This is a genomic window from Dyella sp., assembly GCF_035685885.1.
GTDB lineage: Bacteria > Pseudomonadota > Gammaproteobacteria > Xanthomonadales > Rhodanobacteraceae > Dyella.
In genome coordinates, this window is sequence record NZ_DASRZX010000059.1 from 56,736 (window position 1) to 78,870 (window position 22,135).

Genomic DNA, 22,135 nt, shown 5'->3' on the forward strand with positions numbered 1-22,135 from the left:
ATGACTGCAATGCGTATCCGTCGCGTCTTTTCCCATCCCAAAACGCCGATCGTCGCCGCCATGGCGCTAACGCTAGTGGCCGGCCTCTCGGTGCCGTTCACTCCCGTCGCCGAGGCGCAGATTGCTCCAACCACCTTTGCCGTACTCGGCGCCGCCATGCCTGCGGCATCTTCGAGCACCGCGCAGGTGGTCGACCTGAGTCCGGCACCGCCGAACATCACGCAGGCGGCGCCGCCAAACATTGTGGTGACGTTCGACGACTCCGGCTCCATGGCCAATGCCTACATGGGCGACAACAGCCCGTATAACAACGGTAGCTGGTCGGGTCCGTGGGAATGCGCGGGCGTGATCGATCCCACGGCGACAGCGGGTACGGTGGGTGCCCTCCCGATGAACGGCGTGTATTACAACCCGAACATTGTCTATTCGCCGCCGGCGCTTGCGCAGGGTGGCAACATGCCCGATGCGTGGACGTCCACGACCGGTAATTTCAATGCGCTCTGGAACGATGGCGTCACCGCGAATCGGCCATTGAACCCTAGAGCGAGTCCGCCCACCACCGACTTCAGCAAGCCGGTGTCCATCACGGCAACGAAGAGATCTGACGGTAGCTGGCGCTACCGCTGGGGTACCAGTCCAGTCGGGTGCCCTTACGACGTATCGCGTGCCAACGACAACAACCCCGCTGGCGACAGTTCGGGCAATACCACTGACCCGCTAAAGGCAGTTGCGGGTGCTTCCACCGGTGGCTATTACTACAAGTACACCGGTCCGGCACTCGTCGCCGACTCCACGGGCAAGCCGAATTCGGCGAGCCAGACCAATCTTTATACCGCTTCGAACTGGACGGCGGTGCCCATCAAGGACTCGGAGAAGACCAACTTCGCCAACTGGTGGGCGTACTACCACACCCGCAACCTGATGGCACGAACCACAATTTCGCGGGTGTTTGGTGACAGCAGCATCGCCGCCTCGGGCAAGGATGGGCTGCATTCACCCAGTCATAGTACGTTCGGTACGTCCATTCGCGTGGCGTGGCAGAACCTCAACGACAGCAACTACAAGCTGACGGGCGACATTGCCGCCATCGCTTGTGTGCCGAAGAGCGGCGGTGGTTGCAAGACGGGTACCGGAACTTCAGCTATCGGCGGCGCCATCATCAGCGCACTGCTTGATGACACGAGTACGTGTACCAGTACGCTCAGCAATGCGGCAGACCCGCTGGCGACTCAGCAGCAAGGTGGCACGACCACGGCCCCGACCTGCTATCGCAGTGCATTCTTCAACTGGATTTTCCAGGTACCCGCGAGCGGGAGCACGCCGTCGCGCGGTGCTCTCGATCGTGCTGGCAAATTCTTCTCACGCACCAACACGTCGAACCTGGAAGATCCTTACTGGCAGCCGCCGGCGGCTACCGGTGATTCGGGCAGTGAACTGTCCTGCCGCCAGAACTATCACATGCTGGTGACCGACGGTATCTGGAACGTTGAGCCAAGCGGCAGCACCTTGCCCACGCGTAGCGGGCTCAATCTACCCAGCACCATCAGCAAGCTACCTGATGGCAACAGCTATCCCAGCGGCGGCGCACCTATCTATAAGGACGTTGCTGACGCTTCAGGCGATCCGTCCCTGTCCGATTTGGCCTTCCATTACTGGGCTACCAACCTGCGTCCCGATCTTTACGATCCGACGAACGGCAAGTTCGTGCCGGCCTATCTGCACGACAAGACCACCGGGGTGATCACCGCGACACCTAGCAAGTCCACGACGACGGTCTCCACGACCAACAACATCGACAACGAGATCTACTTCAATCCGGCCAACGATCCGGCGACGTGGCCACACATGTCGCAGTACCTGATTGGCCTGGGCGTGGATGGAACGCTGAACGCTTCGACGGATACGGACTGCTTGGTATCCACCAGCTCAGATGCCTGCGGCCTGCGCAAGGGAACGACGACCTGGCCGACTCCCAGTGCGGCGGCGAACAGCAACGCAGGTGAAGCGCAGAACATCGACGATACATGGCATGCCGCGTTGTCCGGTCGAGGCCAGTTCTTCAGCGCCCGCAGCCCCGCAGATCTGATCAATCAGCTATCCAATGTGCTGAGCAGCATCAGCGCGCGCAACTCGCCCTCCATCACCAGCGCGCTCAACGTGGGTGTACTGACAGCCAATTCGCTGGGCTTCAGCACGGGTTACAGCTCCAGTGACTGGAGTGGCAGCTTCCTGGCGAACCTGGTCAATTCCGACGGCACGTTGGGGGCTAACTTCTACGACGCGGGAGCCGACCTCACGGCAGCGGACCCGACCAAGCGCAACATCCTCACTGCGACGCAGAACTCGGACGGCACCTTTACCGGCATCACGTTCGGCACATTCAGCAGCCTGGATTCAGCCGGACAGACTCTTATTAGCGGTACTCCGGCCAGCAACGGCACGAAGGACACCGGCCAGGCGCGCGTGGATTACCTCACCGGTGTACGTACGCTGGAGGCCAGCCAGACCGGTGGCATCTTCCGCAACCGCAGTTCGGTGCTGGGCGCGATCATCAACTCGCAGGTCGAATACGTGGCCTATCCGGCGGACGGTTACCGCGATACGTGGCCGTCCGGATCGGCCGAGGCGACCGCCATCACGGCGGATGCAACAGATTGCGCGACCAAGACGCCTTTGACCTGCCATACGTATGAGGCCTTCATCCAGAACAACCTCAGCCGTAGGCCTACCGTCTACGTGGGCGCCAACGACGGCATGATGCATGCGTTCGATGCCACATGGACCACCGACAGCTCCGGCAACATGATCAAGACGTCGACGTCGGGTACCGAGCTGTTTGCCTATGTGCCACGTTCGGCCTATGGCAACCTGGGCGAGATCACCTTCAACGGCAACACCACCACCGACTTCAAGTTTGCACCGACGGTGGATTCCACGCCGATCACGCGCGACGTGTTCTTCTCCAAGAGTTCGACGACAAAAGGCTGGCACACCATCCTGGTGGGAGGGCTGCGCCTCGGTGGCCGTGGTATTTATGCGATCGACGTCACCGACCCAACCAGCGTGGGTACCGGGCAGGTGCTGTGGGAATTCAATGCCGACATGGCGGATGTTGCGTCGTGGTCGGACTGGATGACCACAACTACGTCCAATCCGGGCGGCTCTCCGGCCAATCTCGGCTTCACTTATGGCCAGCCCAATATCGGCCGATTGAGCGATGGCCACTGGGTGGTGCTGGTACCGGGTGGCTACTTTCCTGACTGCACGGTGTCCAATGACGCCTTGCCGAACTGCAAGACCCCATCGGCTGCGGGCAATGCGTTCAGCTCGCTGTTCGTACTGGATGCGGAAACCGGCAAGCTCATCCGCGAACTCAAGACTTCGGATGACACTACGGATTCGGGCAAGGGGCTTTTCAGCCATGGCTTGGCCACACCTGTCCTCGGCGACTACGACGACGACCAGGTCGATGATGTTGCTTTCGCTGGCGATCTGGACGGCAATCTGTGGCGCTACGACCTCACGGATCCCAATCCGGCCAACTGGAGTGTGACGCTTCTGTTCAAGCCAGATACGGCCGGTAACCAGCCCATCACCTCGATGCCGCGACTGTTCCCTGACCCGGTGACCAACCGCTTCATCGTGGTGTTCGGCACAGGCAAGTATCTGGGCTCGAACGACAAGAGCAGTTCGGGCGTGGCCACCCAGTCGGTGTACGGCATTCGCGATACGGCGGGTACCAAGGCGCGTTCCGGCCTGGTATCGCAGACGTTGAGCGAACTCAAGGCGGACGATGGCTCGACCATTGCGCGCGGCCTGACCAATAACGCCGTGCCGTCGACAAAGGATGGCTGGTACTTCGACCTCAATGTCGTGGCTGGCGAGCGCGTGGTGGTGACGCCGACGGCATTGTTCGACACAAATCGCGCGATCATCACGACACTGATTCCTGGCACGACGGATATCTGCAGCGGCACCGTGCAGGGTGCGTTGATGGTGGTCGATGCGACGACCGGCGGCGGCGCGGCAGGCATCAGCCAGCCGGTGGTGGGTGCATGGGCAGGGCAGGGCATCACGGTGGTCGGTGGCCGCGTGAACAATCCTCCGACCAGCGGTGGGTTGCCGGTGGCTTCCGCAGTTGGCGGCGGCAAGAAGCTGATTCCTGGCCTCACCTTCACCAACGGCAACGGCCTGTCGATCGACGATGCCATCTGGCGTCGCCGCTCGTGGCGCCAGCTGATCAATAGCCAGTAAAAGGGGCGCATACATGCAACGCAAACGCGGCTATACGTTGGTGGAGTTGATGATCGTGGTGGCGGTGATCGCTCTTCTCGCGGCGATCGCCGTACCGTCTTACCTGCGCTACAGCTATCGGGCCAGGCGAGCTGACGGTCAGGAAGTGCTTCTTCGCGTCGCAAATGCACAGGAGCGCTATTACTCGACGGCCAACCACTATGGGTCTCTTCAGGAGATCGGGTTCAACGACCCCCAAGGATCCAACAAGGGGTATTACTCGGTCACGTCGGTTCCCGCATCCGGCAGCACTTCCCAGACATTCACGGCGACGGCGGGGCCACTGGGGCCGCAGGCCAAGGATGATTGTGGCAGTCTCGCCATCAACAACGTCGGCAACAAGACGTCTGCAAACACAACGACCAATGGCAGTTGTTGGTAATGGACATGAAGATGCAGCCATCACGCCAACATGGGTTCAACATCATCGAGCTGATGATTACGGTTTTCGTGATGGCGATTCTTGCAGCCATTGCGGTGCCGAATTTCCGCAATGTCATTCAGCGGGGCGACGTGAGCGCCGCCAGCAACGCATTGTTGGCGGATCTCGCCTACGCTAGGGGCGAGGCGGTTACGCGAGGTACCGTCGTGTCCATCTGTCCATCGACGGATGGGCAGAGCTGCGTGGACTCCAGCGCGGCCTACGGATCGGGCTGGATTGTTTACACCTACACCGCTGGCAAGGCTGTCGCGAACACCAAATACAGTTCGGTGGCGAGTGACGGCAACCTCCTGCTGCGCTACACCACTGCACGACCCAATGCTTCCGTCACTGCCAGCAGCACGTCCGTGCTTAGCGTCGGTCAACAGGGGCAGTTGCTGCCCGCGGGTACGACGCTGACCTTCACCACGTGCTTCCAGCAGAACGCCAGCAGCACTCCGGTCAACACGATGGCCGTGCCGGGCGCCGTGCTTAACGTGAGTGCCACTGGCAGCGTCGTCAACAAGTCATTGGCATCGGGCGGAAGCTGTACGTAACTGGCCGCGGATCGCCACCATGGTGGCGATCCGGTCCTTCGAAGGTGCGGTGCGCATTCGCGGCGTAGTGAGCATTCCTGGACTCAGGTGGTTTCCCCCTGAGGTCGCGCGACTCTTTGTCTGCATCCCATGGTCGTGAATTCTCCGCGGCAGCGTGCCGCACCCCTTTGATTGAGTCATCGATCGCGGCATCGCCCCGCGTCGTTCGTCAGCTTTTCGCGTCCGCTCGTCGGGGCATGCGTTGATTGGCGACGCTCGCAACATAGAGTTCTTCCACCCGAGTGGGAGAACCGGTCATGGATGGCCATAGCAAGCAGCGAGGCGTCTCGCTGATCGAAGTACTTGTCGCGGTATTCGTGTTCAGCGTTGGACTGGTCGGGATGGCCGGGCTGATGGTGATGGCGGCGAGATCAAGCCAGTCGGCTTACCTGCGGACGCAGGTCGCGTTTCTCGCCAACAACATGGCCGAGCGCATGCGCGCCAATCCCATCGGGGTGTGGAGCGGCAGCTACAACGGCAATGGTTATCCGATCAATGGAAGCGCGATGGCGTGCGACGCCGTCAAGCCGTGCGGGCCGGTCGACGTGGCGTCGCGCGACAAGCTGCTATGGAGCCAGTTGCTGGGAAGCCAGCTACCCGGCGCAAGCGCAACCATCCAATGCAAGGGCATGAGCGAGGTCGGCTTCAATCCGGTCAGCCGACTGGGACGAAGGCCACCTTATGGTGGCAGCTGCGCGATGTCGGTCACCTGGGTCGAACGTGGCGCAGGGGACCGTGAGCATGCCAGCGCCGCCAAGCAGGTCTTCACCTGGGCGTTTCAGCCATGAGCGCGCGAGCTTCTGTAGCGCGGCAGGCCGGTGTTTCGCTGATCGAGCTGATGGTGGCCATGGTCCTTGGTTTGCTGGTGGCGGCCGGCATCATCAATGTCTTTCTGTCCACCTCGTCCAGCTACCGTGCACACAATCAGCTTGCGCAGGTTCAGGAGACAGGTCGGTATGCCGTCGAGCGCATGGCCGAAGACTTGCGCATGGCCAATGCACAGTTCTGCACCGGCACGGGCGGCATAGCTTCTGAAGGTGGCGCGGGCATCTACCTCGATGGACTGCGTGCTCCAGTGGTCTACGCCAGGAACCTTGCGGCCGCGATCAACACGAAAGACCTCACTACGCGCTGGGGCCAGACTTCGGGCAGTAATACCTATCCGCAGGCACCCACGGCACCCTATGCGTTGCCATCGTTCTTGTGGATGCGCGGATACGACTGCGACGAAAAAAACTGCAAGCCGGTCACGCCGCCGACATCGTTCCTTCCCGCCATGGGCAGGCAGGCCGACAATCGTGTCGTGGGCAGCGGCGTACTGACGTTGCGCTACGTCGACCCCGCTCGCGGTTGGACGTTGGGTGGCGGCAGCTATGTGGTCACCGAACCGACTAGCGGCGCCGTTACTTCGATCCACGTGGCGCCATCCGCTGGCGAGCCGGCGTTGAGTGAGTTCGAATCGGCTCATCTGGCGCTGTTGGCGGACTGTTCCGGGTCGCAGGTGTTTGCCGTCAATGGCAACCCCGATTTCGTTCCCGATGCGAATCTCAACTTTGCCGCGCCTGTTGTGCGTCATGCGAAGTCACCGCTTCGCTTGTTCGACTTCAACACGGACTTCGTCGTGGTGACGTATTACCTGAAGGTCATCGCCAACGACGACGGCACGACGACGGGTGCCTTGATCCGCAAGGACAAGGGTAGCGATCAGGAAATCGTGCGAGGCGTCGAGCGTCTCGACTTCCTGTATGGCGTTGAGGACAACAATGGCAACACGCGCTACCTGTCGGCCGGTGAAGTGGATAGCAATGCAGGGGGATCCATTGCTTGTCCTCCTCCTGCACCGTTGCCATTGCCGACAGATCCGGGGTGCCTATGGCGGGCAATCAAGAGTATCGAAGTCCACCTCTTGGTGAGTGCAGAGATGCCGCTCTACACCTTGACGCCCAGCGAGCAGATGTTCGCGTACCAGCTGGATGGCATTGCCGAGCCTGCCGCGCCCGATGCACCGGGCCGGCGGGTAACACCCCGCGCACAAGGCTTCCTCAGCCAGAAGGTGAGGCGTGAGTTCGTCGCGCTGGTTTCGGTGCGTAACTACAACCCCTGACCTGCACGTCGGTGGTTGAATCAACGTGAATGCAGGAAGCATCATGGTTCGACAGGCAGATATTCAAGTCACGGGAAAGCCATCCAGCCGCCAGCAGGGCGCCGTGCTGGTGGTCGCGCTGATCATCCTTATCCTTCTCACGCTGCTGGGCGTTGCGGCGGCCAATCGCTCGCTGCTGCAGGAACGCATGGCTGGCAGCCTGCGCAACGCGCAGCTCGCCGAGATGGGGGCGGAAGCCGCACTGCGCGGAGCGGAATGGCGATTGTGGACGGCAAGTGTCACGGCATCGAACTTACGCTGTGGCACGGACATCCTGACGGACTGCTATCCCTACGACCCTTCCGAATCCACTCTGACACCCGTGGGTGTCTTTCGAAACAGCACGGGTTGGATCGCTGGATACGGCACCGAATACAACACAGGCCGTGGCGGCATGGATTTCACCAATCCATCGACGAATTTCGCCAATGCCGCGCTGGCACGCAATCCTCGCTACGTCATCGAAGACCTGGGACCGGAATTGCCATCGGGCACGATGGGCCAGCATGAATCCGGCGCTACCGGCACCGACATCGCCGACTATGGCTCGACGACGCGCCACGTGTATCGCATTACGGCGCGATCCACCGGCGGCAGCGAAGACATGGTGCGGGTCCTGGAAAGCACGTTTTCGGCAAAGGGCGACTGAAAGGAGTTCATATGCGCTCGATGAAGACATCGGCCATGGCGGCGATCGCCTTTTGGATGCAGGCCACGGGATTGGTGGCAGGAACGGTGGATCTCTCCGCTACGCCGCCTGATCTCACGCCTGCCGTGGCTCCCAACATCATCCTTACCTACGATGATTCGATCAGCATGCTTGAGGGATTTGTTCCCGGCTACATCGGTGAGGGTGAGGCGCGTTATGGCGCAAATTCTGGGTACATCACCGATTTGCGAAGCGGAGCGCGTATCTGCGGATGGTTCAGTGCCGATGGCATGAAGGGCATCCATCCATGGAATTTTTCACCAGCCTTCAACACGCTGTATTACGACGAGAGCCAGACGTATGCCGTTCCAAAGAAAAGGGATGGCACCGACATGGACCCTGGAAGCTTCACTGCCGCCTGGAGTGATGGCATCGCCGCCAATACCGGCGGCTCGCGAACTACCCGCAATTTGTCCAGCAACTACGCGATCACCTGGTCGGGCGGCAATACGCCAAAGCCGGACAACATCTACGCGGCGGATGCCAGTCATGCGGCCTCTACCAGCTGCAATCCGGCGAGCGGGTACATGCCGTTTCCCTTTACCGATCCGAACGGCGGCAATCCGCACGCTTTTTTCTACCGCTTCACGGGCGACGCGGGGAATCCCTACGATTTGCTGGATCCGAGCAAATACGTAGCCGTCGATGTATCCCGGCTGGGCGCCGATCAGCAGAAAAATTTCGCCATCTGGTATGGCTTCTATCGCACGCGCAACCATGCCGCGCGATCGTCACTTGGCTTGGCGCTCACCAGCGTCCCCAAGACCGTGCGCATGCAATGGCAGCGTCTGAGCACGGGCCTGTTGAGCAACTCGTCCGCAATCAGGCCCCTTTCGGATGAGACGCAGTACAAGGCGCTGATCGATTTCATCTACGCCAGCCAACCTTCCGGTGGCACGCCCACGCGCGGGGCAATGACCCGGGTTGCCAATTATTTTGGGGCATCCAACAGGGCTGCCGCGGAGAACAATCCCTATTTCGACATTGGCTCCGGCAAGGAGTTGAGTTGTCGTCGCAACTACAGCCTGCTGGTGACGGACGGCGGCTGGAAAGATGACGGTGGTTTCACCGGCAAATGGGCCGACCTCGGTGCCGGTGGTTCGAGCACGCCCGTGCCTGCCAACCCCGATCAACGTCAGGCGACCCTTCCGGATGGGCGCCGGTACGATCCCGCGTCTCCTTCGGCCACCATCTACGGCGGCGGGCCTTCGCAGGGCAATCTTTCGGGCTTCGCGGATGTCGCGTTTCATTACTGGGCGACGGACCTGCGTCCCGATCTGCCCAACAATGTCGTCCCGTATCTTCCCGACCGTTCCACCGGAGTAACCGGCACCCTGATTACCACCGCCATCGGAAGCGATCCGAGGACGCTTCCTGAGGAGGTCTACTTCAATCCGGCGAACGACCCCGCCACCTGGCAGCATCTGGTGCAGTTCGTGGTCGCCTTTGGCCTGGGCGGGCAGCTGAGTTTTCCGGACGATCTGACGGCACTGCGCAAGGGCGGCAAGACATGGTCCGACTGGGCGACCAGTCCTAACAACGAAAATACCGACACACCGGCCAAGACCGACGACACGTGGCATGCCGCCATCAACAGCCGCGGCGCGTTGTTCAGCGCCCGCAGTCCGCAACAACTGGTCGACCAGATCAAGGGAGTGATCAACAGCGTTGTGGCGCGCAATGGATCGGCGGCGGCAGGGGCCATCAGCGCGACGGTGCTGGGCGGAGGTGCTTCGTATTTCCGCACCGGTTTCAGCAGCGATGACTGGAGCGGTAGCGTGCAGGCAATGGGCCTGGACGAATCGGGCAACCTTGGCGCCACGCTGTGGAGCGCCGGTACCTTGCTGGATGCGCGCGTGTCGGGTGCCAATGACCGGGTCATATTGACCAGTACCGCGTCGGGCGCGGGGCATGGCGCGGCATTCATGGGCCTCGGCGTTGTCGATGCCATTCATGCCGTTGACCCGGCATTCGGCGTGGGCACGGTGGCCAATGACCGTCTGAACTGGATTCGTGGAGAACGCACAAAAGAGGGAACGCAATTCCGCCAGCGCGGCTCGGCGCTGGGCGCGGTGGTGAACGCGCAGGCGGTGTACCTGGCGCGTCCCATCAGCGGATATCGGGATGCATTTCCTCCCAGGCGCAGCCAGCCCAGTGTGGCAGCGCCGGAGATGGCCAAGGCTCCGGATGGTCGCCTGCTTCACAGCTACGAGCAGTTCGTGGCCGATCATCTCAAGCGTGCGCCGACCCTGTATGTCGCCGCCAACGACGGGATGTTGCACGCCTTTGATGCCACGGTGGAAGGCATTGCCTCGACCCGGATCGACTTGCCTTCGCAGCCCGGCCGGGAGCGGTGGGCCTACGTGCCCCACGCCGTCTATGGAAACTTGCGAAGCATGAGCGCGCTTGCCGGTTTCCAGTACACGCCGACGGTGGACGGAACGCCTGTGGTTCGCGATGTGTTCTTCAGCGAAGGCAGCCAGATGGGCTGGCACAGCCTGCTGGTCGCCGGCCTGCGGCTGGGCGGGCGGGGCGTTTATGCGCTCGATGTCACCGATGCGGACGCAAGCGAGGACGGCAACGACACGGCGAGGGGACCGGCTGGCAAGGTGCTATGGGAGTTCAGCCATGTGGCGGGCAGCACGGAGGAAGCCACTGTCAACCTTGGGTATACGTTTGGACGTCCGAACGTAGGACGCCTGTCTAACGGAGAATGGGTCGTTCTCGTGCCTGGGGGTTATTTTCCCGATGGAGAAACGGATCCCGCAGCGTCAAGCAACGCCAGTTCGCTGTTCGTGCTCGATGCCCGGACCGGCGCGCTGCTCAGGGAGTTGCGCACACCTACCAGCGGTGGTGGCTCCAACATCGTCAGCTACGGGCTGACCAGTCCGGTGCTGGGTGACTACGACGGTGACCAGATCGATGACGTGGCGTTTGCTGGCGATCTGGTCGGCAACCTGTGGCGCTTCGACTTGAAGGATGAAAACCCGGCGAACTGGAAGGTGGACCTGCTGTTCAAGCCGGCAGCCGCCGGCGACCGGCCCATCACCGTCATGCCGCGGCTATTTCCCGAGCCGGGCACGAAAAACCTGATCGTCGTCTTCGGCACGGGCAAATACCTTGGCAGCAGCGACAACGTCATTGACGCCTCAACCAAGGTGCAAGCCATCTATGGCATCCGCGATCCGGGCGTGGCGAATGCCGCACCGGTGATCGAGGGGAGAACACCCATGGTCGAACAGACACTGTACGAACAGGGCAACGTGCGCGGACTGACCACGCGCGCCGTACCCGCGACGACACCGGCGGGTGATCGTATCGGCGGCTGGTTCGTGCTTCTAAACATCGTGGATGGCAGCGGGCAACCGACCAATCAGGGCGAACGTGTGGTGGTGGATGCCACGGCCCTGTTCGATAGCAATCGCGCCGTCATCACCACCTTGATCCCCCAGAAGTCCGATCCGTGCAATCCGGCGCCGCAGGGAGCCGTGCTGGTTGTCGACGCAGCGACAGGTGGCGCCGCCAAGGGCGTCGGCTTCGGCACCGTGGATGGCTGGAATGCCAACTTCGCGCAGGCCGGTGCACGCATTACCAATGCACCCACGGGAGGCTATTTGCCGGCGGCGGTCAGCGTTGGCGGTGGCCAGGTCTACCTGCCGGGCGTAACGCTGGCATCCGATGGCAGCACCGTCTCCTTTGGCGACGATCTATGGCGCCGTCGTTCATGGCGGGCGCTGATCGACGGGCAATGACCAGGGAGCACGAGGTGAACCAGGGACGAGGTTTTAGCTTGATCGAGCTGATGGTTGTCGTCGCCATCATTGCCATCATCGCCGCGGTGGCGATTCCTTCCTACGGCCGCTATGTGTTTCGCGCGCGGCGCGCCGATGGCCAGGCCTTGCTGATGCACATTGCCAATGCACAGGAACGCTATTACGCGGTGAGTCATCGCTATGGCGACCTGCAGGTGATCGGCTTCTCGGCGACCACCACCGCCATGTCGGAGGCTGGCCACTATATGGCGCACGTCGAGCTTGGCGATGACCACGGTGCCGGCCAGTCGTACGTAGCGAAGGCGGTGGGGCAGGGAGCGCAGGCGGGCGACGCGTGCGGTGATCTTTCGATCGACGACACGGGCAACCGTTCGCCTGCCTCGACGGACACATCCCGCAACAGCAATGGGCGGTGCTGGTGATGAAGCGGTCCCATGTGGCTGACGGTGTGACCTTGATCGAGCTCCTAGTTACCGTGGCCGTACTGGCGATCCTTGCCATGGTGGCAACGCCCGAACTGCGCAGCCTTTGGTTCAACCATGAGGTGAATACGGCGTTGAATGCGTTGCGGGGCGACCTGGCCTATGCGCGACAGGAGGCTGTACAGCGCGGGACGTCCGTATCGCTGTGCCCAGGCAACGGCACACGCTGTTCGCAGGGCGCGTCCTATGACGAAGGCTGGATCATTTACACCAGCACGGATGGCAGCGCGGCCGATGTTTCCTTTGATGAATCCATTGCGCAACTGAGGTTGCTGAAGCGCGTCACGCGCCAGGGAAATGTCGCGCTACGTGCTGCCGATGGCAATCGAGTGACCTTTGGCCCACAGGGCCAACTCAAGGCAGTGGAGGGACGCAGCGAACAGTCGTGGCGCGTATGTATGCGAAACGCCAAGGCCGTGGATGGTGCGTCGACCTCAGCCGTGATTGGTTTCGAACTCGTGTTGAATGGCATGGGCAGTGTGCAACAGCGTCGGCTGGCCGAGGGCGAAGCCTGCGATCCATCGCCCTGAGTGGAGGTCACTTGCCGATGGACGACAGGCGATGCCATAAGCCGGAGTGGCGACGAGTCGATTGCTCCGCAGCCTGCGTGAGAACTTCTTCCGTGCCCAGCAGGCTGAACCACTTACGCGCGCGTGTGATGCCGGTATACAGCAGTTCCCGCGTAAGCACCGGACTCCATGCGGCAGGCAGTACGAGTGCGGCATGATCGAACTCGGAGCCTTGCGATTTGTGCACCGTCATGGCGTAGACGGTTTCGCGCTCGCCCAACCTGGAAGGCAGGACGAAGCGGATGCGCGTGCGCTTGTCGTCACCTTGTCCCGGAACCTCGAACGCCACGCGCAGATGCCATGCACCGCGGCCGTCGGGCAGGCGCAGCGCGATACCGACGTCTCCGTTCATCAGTCCGAGGTTGTAGTCGTTGCGCGTGACCAGCACGGGACGACCTTCGTACCATTCGTGACTCGCATCGACGAGCCCTTCCTTCTGCAGGATGCTGCTGATCTGCCGGTTGAGCCCCTCGGTTCCGAAGGGACCTTGGCGTAACGCGCAGAGCAGCTGGAAGCTGCCGAAGGCCTGGAGCACGCCGCGCGCCCAGGCCTCGAATGCGGCGGCATCGGCATGCGCCGCCGGCCGGTGGTGCCGCAGCCATTCCAGGTAGTGGCGATAACCATGCGGTTCGATGCCATCGGGCCGAATGGCAAAGTGCGCGCGACCTCCATTGAGGACGAGTTCGGCCAATCGTTTCGTATCGGCCGTAGCATCCCCCCATGCAATATCGGCATGCGCCTGCGCAAGCAGCTGGCGCGTGCGCACCGCGTTGCCCTGGTTCACGTGTTGGGCGAGCAGGCCGATTCCGCTGTCGGGACCGAAGCGATGGCTCTGGCGCAGCATGGCGACGTGCTGGTCCAACGCAAGCGCATCGTTGCGCACCCAGGTATCGACCTGATCGCCACTGGTTTGCCGCAACCAGTTCGCGGTGTCCTCGCTGTAGTGGCCCGCTTCCGCTCGTTGGCAAAGATCGCCCAGCACCGCGCCGGCTTCGACGGAAGACAACTGGTCCTTGTCACCCAGCAGGATCAGGCGCGCATCGTCGGGCAGGGCGTCGAGCACGGCCGACATCATTTCCAGGTCGATCATCGATGCCTCGTCCACGACCAGCACGTCCAGGTGCAGCGGATTGCTGCGGTCATGGCGAAAGTGGCGCGTGTCAGGCCGCGCACCGAGCAGCCGATGCAGCGTATCCACCTGGCTCGGGATGCTGTCGCGCACATGGTCGTCCACGTCCAGCTGTGCGATCTGCGTTCCGATTGACGATTGCAGTCGGGCCGCCGCCTTGCCGGTGGGGGCGGCCAGACGGATACGCAACGGCCGCGCTGCATCCTTGCGGTGCAGGGTCTGCAACAAGCCCAGCAGGCGCACGACCGTGGTGGTCTTGCCGGTACCGGGACCGCCGGTGATGACGGTGAATGCGCTGCGCGCGGCGAGCGCGCACGCCACGCGTTGCCAGTCGGGAGCACCGTTGGCGGGCGTGGGAAACAGGCGGGAAAGTTGCTCTTGCAGATGCGCGAGCGTGTCCGCCGTACGTGCCAACCGGCGACTGATGGCCAGCGCGACTTGTTGCTCATGGTTCCAGTAGCGGCGCAGGTAAAGCCGGCTGCCATCGAGTACCAGCGGTGTCTGGCGTTGCGTGGCATCGCCCGCATGGGCGAGCAGGAGCGATGATTCCAGGGTCAGCGGATCGCCGGCGACGGCCGCGACCTGCGTCCGCCATGCTGGCGGCCATCCTGCTTCGTCGGCTATCGATGGCCATGCGGACAGGTCCATGCACAAATGGCCGTCCGCCTGCTGTCGGCTGGTCAAGGCGCCCAGCAGAAGCAGCACCTCGGGTGCACGCGCGTCTTCGGAAGCCAGGAGACGGGCAAACGCCACGTCCAGAGGACGCAACCATCCGCGCTCGATCGCAGGCTCGATGGAGGCCATGCGGGCATCAGGCTGCATGCGCGTGTGCTCCCTGGGCAAACAGGCGGTCCATGGCATCGATCAAGGCGAAAGGCAGGCGCTCTCGGTGCACACCATAGCCCTGGCCATCGACGCCGCGCAGATACAGGTAAGCCACGCCACCCATGTGTCTTTCGTAGTCGTAGTGCGGAAGGCGCGCGCGCAGCTGGCGATGGAGCGCAAGCGTATAGAGGGCGTACTGCAGGTCGTAACGTTCGCGCAGGATCGATTCGCGCATGGCCGTGTCGGCATAGGCGCTGGCGTCATTGCCGAGCTTGTTCGATTTGTAGTCGATGACGTAGTAACGCCCTTGATGCTCCACTACCAGATCGATGAATCCCTTGAGCAGGCCATGGATGCGTTCGGCCATCAGCGGCGGCCGCGGTGATCCGCCCAGCGTATGCGTGGTGACCAGCTGATCCAGCGCGAGCGTGTCGACCCGCCTGGCCTCGAACCAGAATTCCATTTCGGCGTAATAGCCGTCCAAATCGGCGAGGCTGGCCGTTGCGTCGTCCGCAAGAGTGAGCGGTGTGCGCAGCAGCGTCGGAAACCAGCGTGACAGCAGATCGATCTCGGATTGCCATCCGCGTCGCTGGCAACGGCGGGCGATTTCAGCAATCAGAGGTGTCGGATCGGCCGCGACGGCGGCGAAACCTTCGGCTGCCGACCATTCCAGCAAATCGTGAAGGAAGGTGCCTGGCTCGGCGCCAGCGCGGAAAGCGTGGATGCCTTCGGGCTGCGCGGTGGACGGAGCGATGAGTGGAGGCTGCTCGCTGTCCAGTTCGGCCAGCACATCCTGTTCCGGGGTTTCGGGGGCGGGCGAGGGCAGTGCTTCATCAGACACCTTGAGTGAACTGTAGCTGGCCACCCACCACCGTTCCTGGGCGGAGCCGGTGTAGTTGCGAGCCTCCCACAATGGCGTGATGTCTCCACCGGTGGGTTCCAGCGGACGGGCATCCGGCATACCAAGGACTTCGATGTGCATGCCGGCATGGTCGCCGCGCAGTTCGCGCAGCTGTTGCTTCAACTCGCCTGCCTGGATGACCTGACCACCGGACAGCACGTGACCGAACGCGGATTTGTGCAGGGATGGCGTCTTGCTGTTGCCCGACTTGCAACACGCGATGCCTAGCCAGCACGCGTAGCGGGCGCGTGTAAGCGCCACGTACAGCAGGCGCAAGTCTTCCTGCAGGCGTTCGCGGTCGGCCAGGGTGCGGGCCGCATCGTCGGCGCGCAGGTCCATGCGCACTTCGCCGTTGGCGTCGTGCCAGCTGAAACTGTCGTCCGCCTTGATCTCGCGGGCCGAGCACACGAATGGCAGCAGCACCAGCGGATATTCGAGTCCCTTGGACTTGTGGATGGTCACGACCTTGATCAATTCGGCTTCGCTTTCCAGTCGTACGACCTGCTCGTCCGCCGTGTCGGCGTGGCCATCGGCTATCGCGGCCATCTGGGCGGAAAGATGGCGAATCAGCGCGTGCTCGCCGTCGAGGCTCGATGCCGCATGCTGAAGCAATTCGGCCAGGTGAAGCAGGTTGGTCAGCGCTCGCTCACCGTCCAGTCGCGACAGCAGGCGCGCAGGCAAATCGAACGCATGCAGCAGATCGTGCAGCATGGCCAGCACGCCGTGTCGCCGCCATGTGTCATGCAACTGGCGAAAGCGTTCGCCGCAGGCTTCCCAGTGCTGTTCGTCCACGTTGAGACGATCCAGCTCGGCATCGCTCTGTCCCAGCGTTGGCGTTGCCATCGCAGCGCGCATGGCGCGATCGGAGCCCGGTGCGGCGCACGCCTGGAGCCAGCGCAACAGGTCGCCTGCCTCAGGAGAGGCATAGACAGAATCCCGATCCGACAGGTAAACGCTCTTGAGCCCTCGCCGACGCAACTCATCGCGCACGCGCCGGGCCTCCGTGCCGCTGCGCACGAGGATCGCGATGTCGCTGGCCCGCAGCGGTATCAGTTGTCCGTCTTCCACCGCAAATCCGCAGCGGCCTTCCGCTGCGGCGGATAGCCATTGCGCGATATGGGCAGCGGCATGCTGCGCCATCACGTGCGTATAGGCCGAACCACTGATGGGCTCGTCGCTTTCCGATACCGCCAACGACACCGGCGGCAGCGGTTGTCCGTCAAGCACGAGTCGATCGTGGCGACCACGCGCCTTTACCGGCTGAAACGGCAGGGCATCGTGTCCGAAAGCGAATGCGCCCTCGGGATGTCGGTCGGCATGTTCGAATACGCGATTGACGGCATCCACCAAGGGCTGGGTCGAACGATAATTGGTGTCGAGCGTCCACGTCGGTTGTTGCGCGCTTTCCCTCGCGCGCAGATAGGTGTGGATATCGGCGCCGCGGAAACCGTAGATGGCTTGCTTGGGGTCACCGATCAGCAGCAGCCCGGTGCCTGCGCGTCGCGCATAGATGGTGCGGAAAATGCGCCACTGCAGTGGGTCCGTGTCCTGGAATTCGTCGATGAGCGCGACCGGATACTGCCGTGCGATGGTATCGGCCAGCCGGGTTCCCGAGGCGCCGTGCAACGCATGGTCGAGGCGTTGCAGCATGTCGTCGAAACCCATCAGGGCGCGCCGCTGTTTCGTCTGCTCCAGTCGCTCGGACACCCAGCGCAACGCCTGGGACAGCACGGCCGGTTCCTGCGTATCGAGTTGTGATTGCAGGTCCGCGCACTGTTCGATGGCCACGAAGGCTGGGTGCGCCAGTGTCTGGGCGTTCTTGTTGAGGGCGGCGGTGAGCGCACCCTGTGCATAGCGCTGCAGCAGATCGCGACTGGCGGGTCCACCTTGCGACCACGCACGCAGTGCAACGAGATGCTCGGTGATGGCTTCCGGCGGCATCTTCCGCGCATTGAGCGCACGCGCCGCCACCGCTTTGGCAAACATCGCCTCGATGGTCTCGACATCGTCGCGCCAGAGCGTACGTGCGCGCTCCTCGGCAAGGCGCGCGGCCTCCACCTCGCTGCGCAGGCGTGTCATCACCTGCGCGGGGGGAGGAAGTGGCTTGCCATCGAGGCGCAGATGGTCCGCATGCTGGCGCAGCAGGGGGCGAAGCGCCTGCTGCAGCTGGGCGGGATTTTTCCACCAGCGCGAAACCAGTGCGGCGCCGGTGCCATCGAGCGGGAAGAAATGGTTGCGCCAGTAGTCACGCACCGTCTCGGCGAGCAATTCGCTTTCGTCGGCATCGGTGTCCTGCACGAAGGGATGGCCACTGTCGAAAGCATGCTGGCCAAGCATGCGCTGGCACCACGCATGGATCGTGTGGATGGCGGCCTCGTCCATCCATTGCGCCGCCAGTTCGAGCTGGCGCGCAGCCTGGGCGCGCTCATCCTCGCCGGGATAGGTTGCGATGAGTTCGCGCAGGAAATCGTCGGGCGCGATGCGGCCGCGGAAGGCATCGGCTGCATCAGCCAGGCGTTCGCGAATGCGCTCGCGCAGTTCCGCCGTGGCCGCTTTGGTGAAGGTGAGCACCAGGATCTGCGCGGGAAGCAGCGGCATTCCACCCGCTCCGTGCCCGAGCACGAGGCGCAGATAAAGCGCGGCGATGGTCCAGGTCTTGCCCGTGCCTGCGCTTGCTTCGATCAGCTGGATGCCTTGCAGCGGCAGCTGGAGTGGCTGCAAGGGTTGATTGGCCATCATGCGTCCTCATCCTTGCCGGCGACGTCCAGCAGTGGGCTGTAGAGCGAAAGCCACTGGCCAAAGCCACCGGCCTGCAGGGCCTCGAAGCTTGGCCACGCGCGCGCGAGATAAGCATCGTCGTCGCGTTCACCCGGGATCTTGGCGAAGGTGTTGCCTTCGTAGGCGGCCAGCGCCTGGCGGGTTGCCTTGTCTTCGTCGTCCGCCTGCAGCCATGCAAATGCCGTGCGGCGCGCAATCGGCAATGGCGCAGTCATGCCCACCCGCAAGCCATGCAGCAACGCATCGAGCAGGAACCGTGCACGCTCTGCTTCCATCGCACGCAGCACGACGCGCGCATCCATGCCCACTACTCGCGACTCCATCCGCAGGCCCTGCGCATGTGCCAGCAGGTGAATCACCCAGGCGGTAAGCAATCGGTCGTAGCGCAGCGTGCCGTTCTTCTGCAGGAGACGTCCCGTGGCGAGCTCCAGTCGCGTCAGCGTCCCGGTCGCGTTCTGGCGAATGTCGGTCAGCCAGTCTTCCACGCGTACGCCGTGGGCGGCGTATTGCAGTTCGATCTTCTCGTCGCGCAGCGGCCAGCGGTGGCAGGCGTCGAGCCATGCCGCAGCCAGTTCGCTGCCTTCGTGGGCAAGCGTCCGTTGTGCGAGTTCGCCAAATCCACCGGGCGGCAGTTGGCCTTGTCGAGCGAGCTGCTGCGCTGCGTCGGTGACTGCAGCGCCTGCATCACCGGCGCGAACGCCCGCGCGCACGATGGCGGCCGTCGCGACGTGCTGCTCCAGCGCATCCAGTACGAAGGGTTCTTCGTCCAGCGCATCCTCATCGATCCCGGCGAAATGCACCTTCAGGCGCTGGTTGAAGAACGCGCGCACCGGCTTCGAAAGAAACGCTGCAAGCGAGGTGATGCTTTCCGCCGCATCCGGCTGCCAGTCAGGCAGTGGCGACGAGGGCGCGGCGCCATCGAGGGGACGCAGGGCCTGCCGCCATTCGCTGGCATAGGTGAACAGGCGCGTATCCGCATCAGCACCGAAATAGCGCCGGCTGAAAGGCTGCAGCGGATGCACTGTGGTCATGGCGTCGAGCAGTCGCTTGCCGGCGTCTCTTTCTTCCGCCGTGTCTTGTGCTTCGTACCATCCGGCCGCGAGATAATCGCGCAGCTGGCCGACCAGCACGGAGGGCGGCAACGCGCTGTTGTCGCGTACATTCCTGCCCACCCAGCTGATGTAGAGGGCATCGCGCGCGGACACCAGCGCTTCGAGGAAGAGGTATCGATCATCCTCGCGCCGCGATCGGTCGCCCGGTCGCGCCTGCCCGGGTTGTGCCATCAGGTCGAAATCGGCCGGTGCCTGCTGCCGCGGATAGTCGCCATCGTTCATGCCGAGCAGGCACACCACGCGGAACGGGATGGCGCGCATCGGCATCAGCGTGCAGAAGCTCACGGCGCCACCCATGAAGCGTTGCGAAAGCCGGCTTTCATCCATGGCGTCCAGCCAGTGGTCACGGACGATTCCCAGCGGCAGCGGCAACGAGAAGCTGCCTTCCGCACAGGCATCGCGCCATGCATCCAGTGCGTCACCCAGGCGAGTGAGGCGGTCGCTGTCGGCCGGATCGTCCGCGTCGAAGAAATCCTGCAGCAGCGCATGCAGCCGCGCGTGCCATGCCTCTGGCGTGGCCGCTTGGCGCAGGGCGTGCCAGTAGGCTTCGAGCTGGTCGAGCAGTTGCGTGAGCGGGCCGACCAGCGCGGCGTCCAGGCCACCAACTTCATCGTAAGGGGCGATGCCTTGCCATGCGGCACCATCGCCTGTCGCATAGCCAAGCAGCATGCGGCGAAGACCGAAACGCCAGCTGTTCTGCTCGATGCCCGGCAGATCCAGGCTCCGTTTCTGTTCGCTGTCCAGGCCCCAGCGGATACCGGCACCTTCGATCCAACGACGCAGGATGGGAATGCCCGCGCTATCGATGTTGAATCGGCGACGCAGCGCGGGCACGTCGAGCAGGTCCAGCAGGTTGCTGACGGCGAAGCGCGAATCGGGCAGCGAAAGCAGATGTTCCAGCGCGACCATCAGCGGTACGGCGCCGCGCGTCGGCTGGTCGGCCACCGAGTAGGGCAGGTGGCGCGAGTCGTCCGGCGTGATGCGTCCAAACACGGCCTGCACGTGGGGCGCATAGGCCTGGATGTCCGGCACCATCACGATGACGTCGCGTGGCGACAACGGCACGCCATCGCGCTCGGCCCGCTCGAACATGGCCAGCAGCTGGTCGTGCAGGATTTCCACTTCGCGTTGCGGACTGTGCGCCACCTGGAAGCGGATGGAATGATCGAGCGCCCGCCAAGGCTTGCGTTGCGCCGCTTCGGAAGGCAGTGGTTCGAGGTCGAGGATGGACTGCTGGACCTGCCGTAGCATCGTGCCGCCATCGGTATCGATGAAGACGTCGATGCTGCGATTCCACTGGCTGAACTGCTGGCGATACTGTTCGGGGCGATCGAACGCATCGAGCAGGCGGATGTAGTCGCGACCCTGTCTTCCCCATGCAGCCAGCAGTGGATGGGCGTGCAGGTGGAGGTCTTCGTAGCGGGGCTCGCTGGGTTGGCCAGGCTTGGTCGCGTGGCGGCGCTGGCTGGCCTTCAGCAGTTCACGATCCTCGATGATGTCCGCCCAGTAGTGGCGGCAGGGATTGGCCACCAACAGCATCACCTGGCTGAAGCGGGCAAGGGCGGTCAGTGCTTCCAGCGTCTGCTGCGGAAGCGAGGACATGCCGAACACCACGATGCGCCGCGGCAGCGCCGCGGGGCGGCTGGAGAGGCTCGCGATACGTTCGAGAAATGCCTGGTGCACGGCGGCGCGATGGTTGTGGCGCTCATCGCCCACATCGTCCAGCAGCAGCTGCCAGAGCCGTGCCTGCCATCGCTGGTCGCCCGCCAGCGGTTGCTGGCGCGCCCGCAGATCGTCACGCAGCGTGTAGTTTCCCTTTTCCCAATCGGCGAGCCAGTCGGCACGGTAGACCTGGTACTGGTCGAACAAGTCGGCGACGCGCTCGGCCAGCTGGAAACGCTTGCGCTCGTCCGGATCGTCGCGGAGAAAATCCCGTAGCGGCGCAAAATCGGCCTCGTGCAGATGTTGCGGTAGCAGCCGGAGCAGCCGCCAGCGCAAGCGCGACTTGTCGAACGGCGAGGTCGTAGGCACCGCGTCGCGCCCCAGCACGCTGCGATAGGCCGACCACAGGAAACGGCCGGGAAGCTGCACGTCCACCGCCGCGCTGATGCCCAGGCCACCTTCGTCAGCGGGACGCGCCAAGGCCCACTTCAACCACTGGGCGATGCCATTGCTCTGGACCAGCATCAGCTCGTCTTCCAGCGGTCGCAGCGGCGCGCGTGACAGCCACGCGGTCAGCAGGTCGCGCAGGTCTTCCATGCGGTTGCCATGGATGACCATCAGGCCCGGATTGACCGGTGCCTCCAGGGGCAAGTCCAGGCTATGGCTCACGACAGGCAAGGGGCGGCTTCGCTCATGGGGGCATTTTCGCCGAGAGGGCACGGGATGTCCCGCATCTTTGCAG

At 63.2% G+C, this 22,135-nt stretch carries 12 protein-coding genes; 9 read left to right on the forward strand and 3 right to left on the reverse strand.

All coding sequences use genetic code 11. The features are described from left to right. The 9 genes from VFG49_RS07450 to VFG49_RS07490 all read left to right on the forward strand — a co-directional run bounded on the left by VFG49_RS07450 (position 1) and on the right by VFG49_RS07490 (position 12,947). Positions 1-4,254, forward strand: coding sequence for a pilus assembly protein (locus VFG49_RS07450; RefSeq protein ID WP_324859008.1), 4,254 nt, complete (start codon positions 1-3; stop codon positions 4,252-4,254). A gap of 13 nt (positions 4,255-4,267) precedes the next feature. Further along, entirely contained in the window at positions 4,268-4,675 is a 408-nt protein-coding gene (locus tag VFG49_RS07455) for a type IV pilin protein (protein ID WP_324859010.1), read from the forward strand. Positions 4,676-4,680: 5 nt separating this feature from the next. Beyond that, on the forward strand, positions 4,681-5,271 hold the full coding sequence (locus VFG49_RS07460; protein WP_324859012.1) for a GspH/FimT family pseudopilin: 591 nt from the start codon (positions 4,681-4,683) through the stop codon (positions 5,269-5,271). 296 nt (positions 5,272-5,567) lie between these two features. Beyond that, on the forward strand, positions 5,568-6,098 hold the full coding sequence (gene pilV / locus VFG49_RS07465; protein ID WP_324859015.1) for a type IV pilus modification protein PilV: 531 nt from the start codon (positions 5,568-5,570) through the stop codon (positions 6,096-6,098). Continuing rightward, positions 6,095-7,414 carry a PilW family protein gene (locus tag VFG49_RS07470; RefSeq protein ID WP_324859017.1) on the forward strand — a complete coding sequence of 440 codons (1,320 nt, stop codon included), beginning with the start codon at positions 6,095-6,097 and terminating at the stop codon, positions 7,412-7,414. Before pilV ends, VFG49_RS07470 begins: the two co-directional genes overlap by 4 nt. Before the next feature lie 43 nt (positions 7,415-7,457). After that, a complete protein-coding gene (locus tag VFG49_RS07475) occupies positions 7,458-8,102 on the forward strand; it encodes a pilus assembly PilX family protein (protein WP_324859018.1) in 645 nt (214 codons plus the stop codon). A gap of 11 nt (positions 8,103-8,113) precedes the next feature. Continuing rightward, positions 8,114-11,914, forward strand: a complete 3,801-nt coding sequence (locus VFG49_RS07480; protein ID WP_324859021.1) for a pilus assembly protein — start codon at positions 8,114-8,116, stop codon at positions 11,912-11,914. A 14-nt stretch (positions 11,915-11,928) separates the two neighbouring features. After that, positions 11,929-12,357 carry a type IV pilin protein gene (locus VFG49_RS07485; protein ID WP_324859023.1) on the forward strand — a complete coding sequence of 143 codons (429 nt, stop codon included), beginning with the start codon at positions 11,929-11,931 and terminating at the stop codon, positions 12,355-12,357. After that, a complete protein-coding gene (locus tag VFG49_RS07490) occupies positions 12,357-12,947 on the forward strand; it encodes a GspH/FimT family pseudopilin (protein WP_324859025.1) in 591 nt (196 codons plus the stop codon). The genes VFG49_RS07485 and VFG49_RS07490 overlap by 1 nt, the downstream gene beginning before the upstream one ends. Positions 12,948-12,954: 7 nt before the next feature. On the opposite strand, the gene recD is transcribed toward VFG49_RS07490, so the two are convergent. Genes recD through recC form a run of 3 tightly spaced genes read right to left on the reverse strand, consistent with a single transcriptional unit; the run spans position 12,955 to position 22,062 of the window. Beyond that, entirely contained in the window at positions 12,955-14,937 is a 1,983-nt protein-coding gene (recD, locus tag VFG49_RS07495; RefSeq protein WP_324859027.1) for an exodeoxyribonuclease V subunit alpha, read from the reverse strand. Further along, the gene (gene recB / locus VFG49_RS07500) at positions 14,927-18,580 is read right to left on the reverse strand and encodes an exodeoxyribonuclease V subunit beta (protein WP_324859029.1); all 3,654 of its coding nucleotides are present in this window, start codon (positions 18,578-18,580) and stop codon (positions 14,927-14,929) included. The genes recD and recB overlap by 11 nt, the downstream gene beginning before the upstream one ends. Then, on the reverse strand, positions 18,577-22,062 hold the full coding sequence (gene recC / locus VFG49_RS07505) for an exodeoxyribonuclease V subunit gamma (RefSeq protein WP_324859031.1): 3,486 nt from the start codon (positions 22,060-22,062) through the stop codon (positions 18,577-18,579). The genes recB and recC overlap by 4 nt, the downstream gene beginning before the upstream one ends. Positions 22,063-22,135 lie beyond the last annotated feature (73 nt).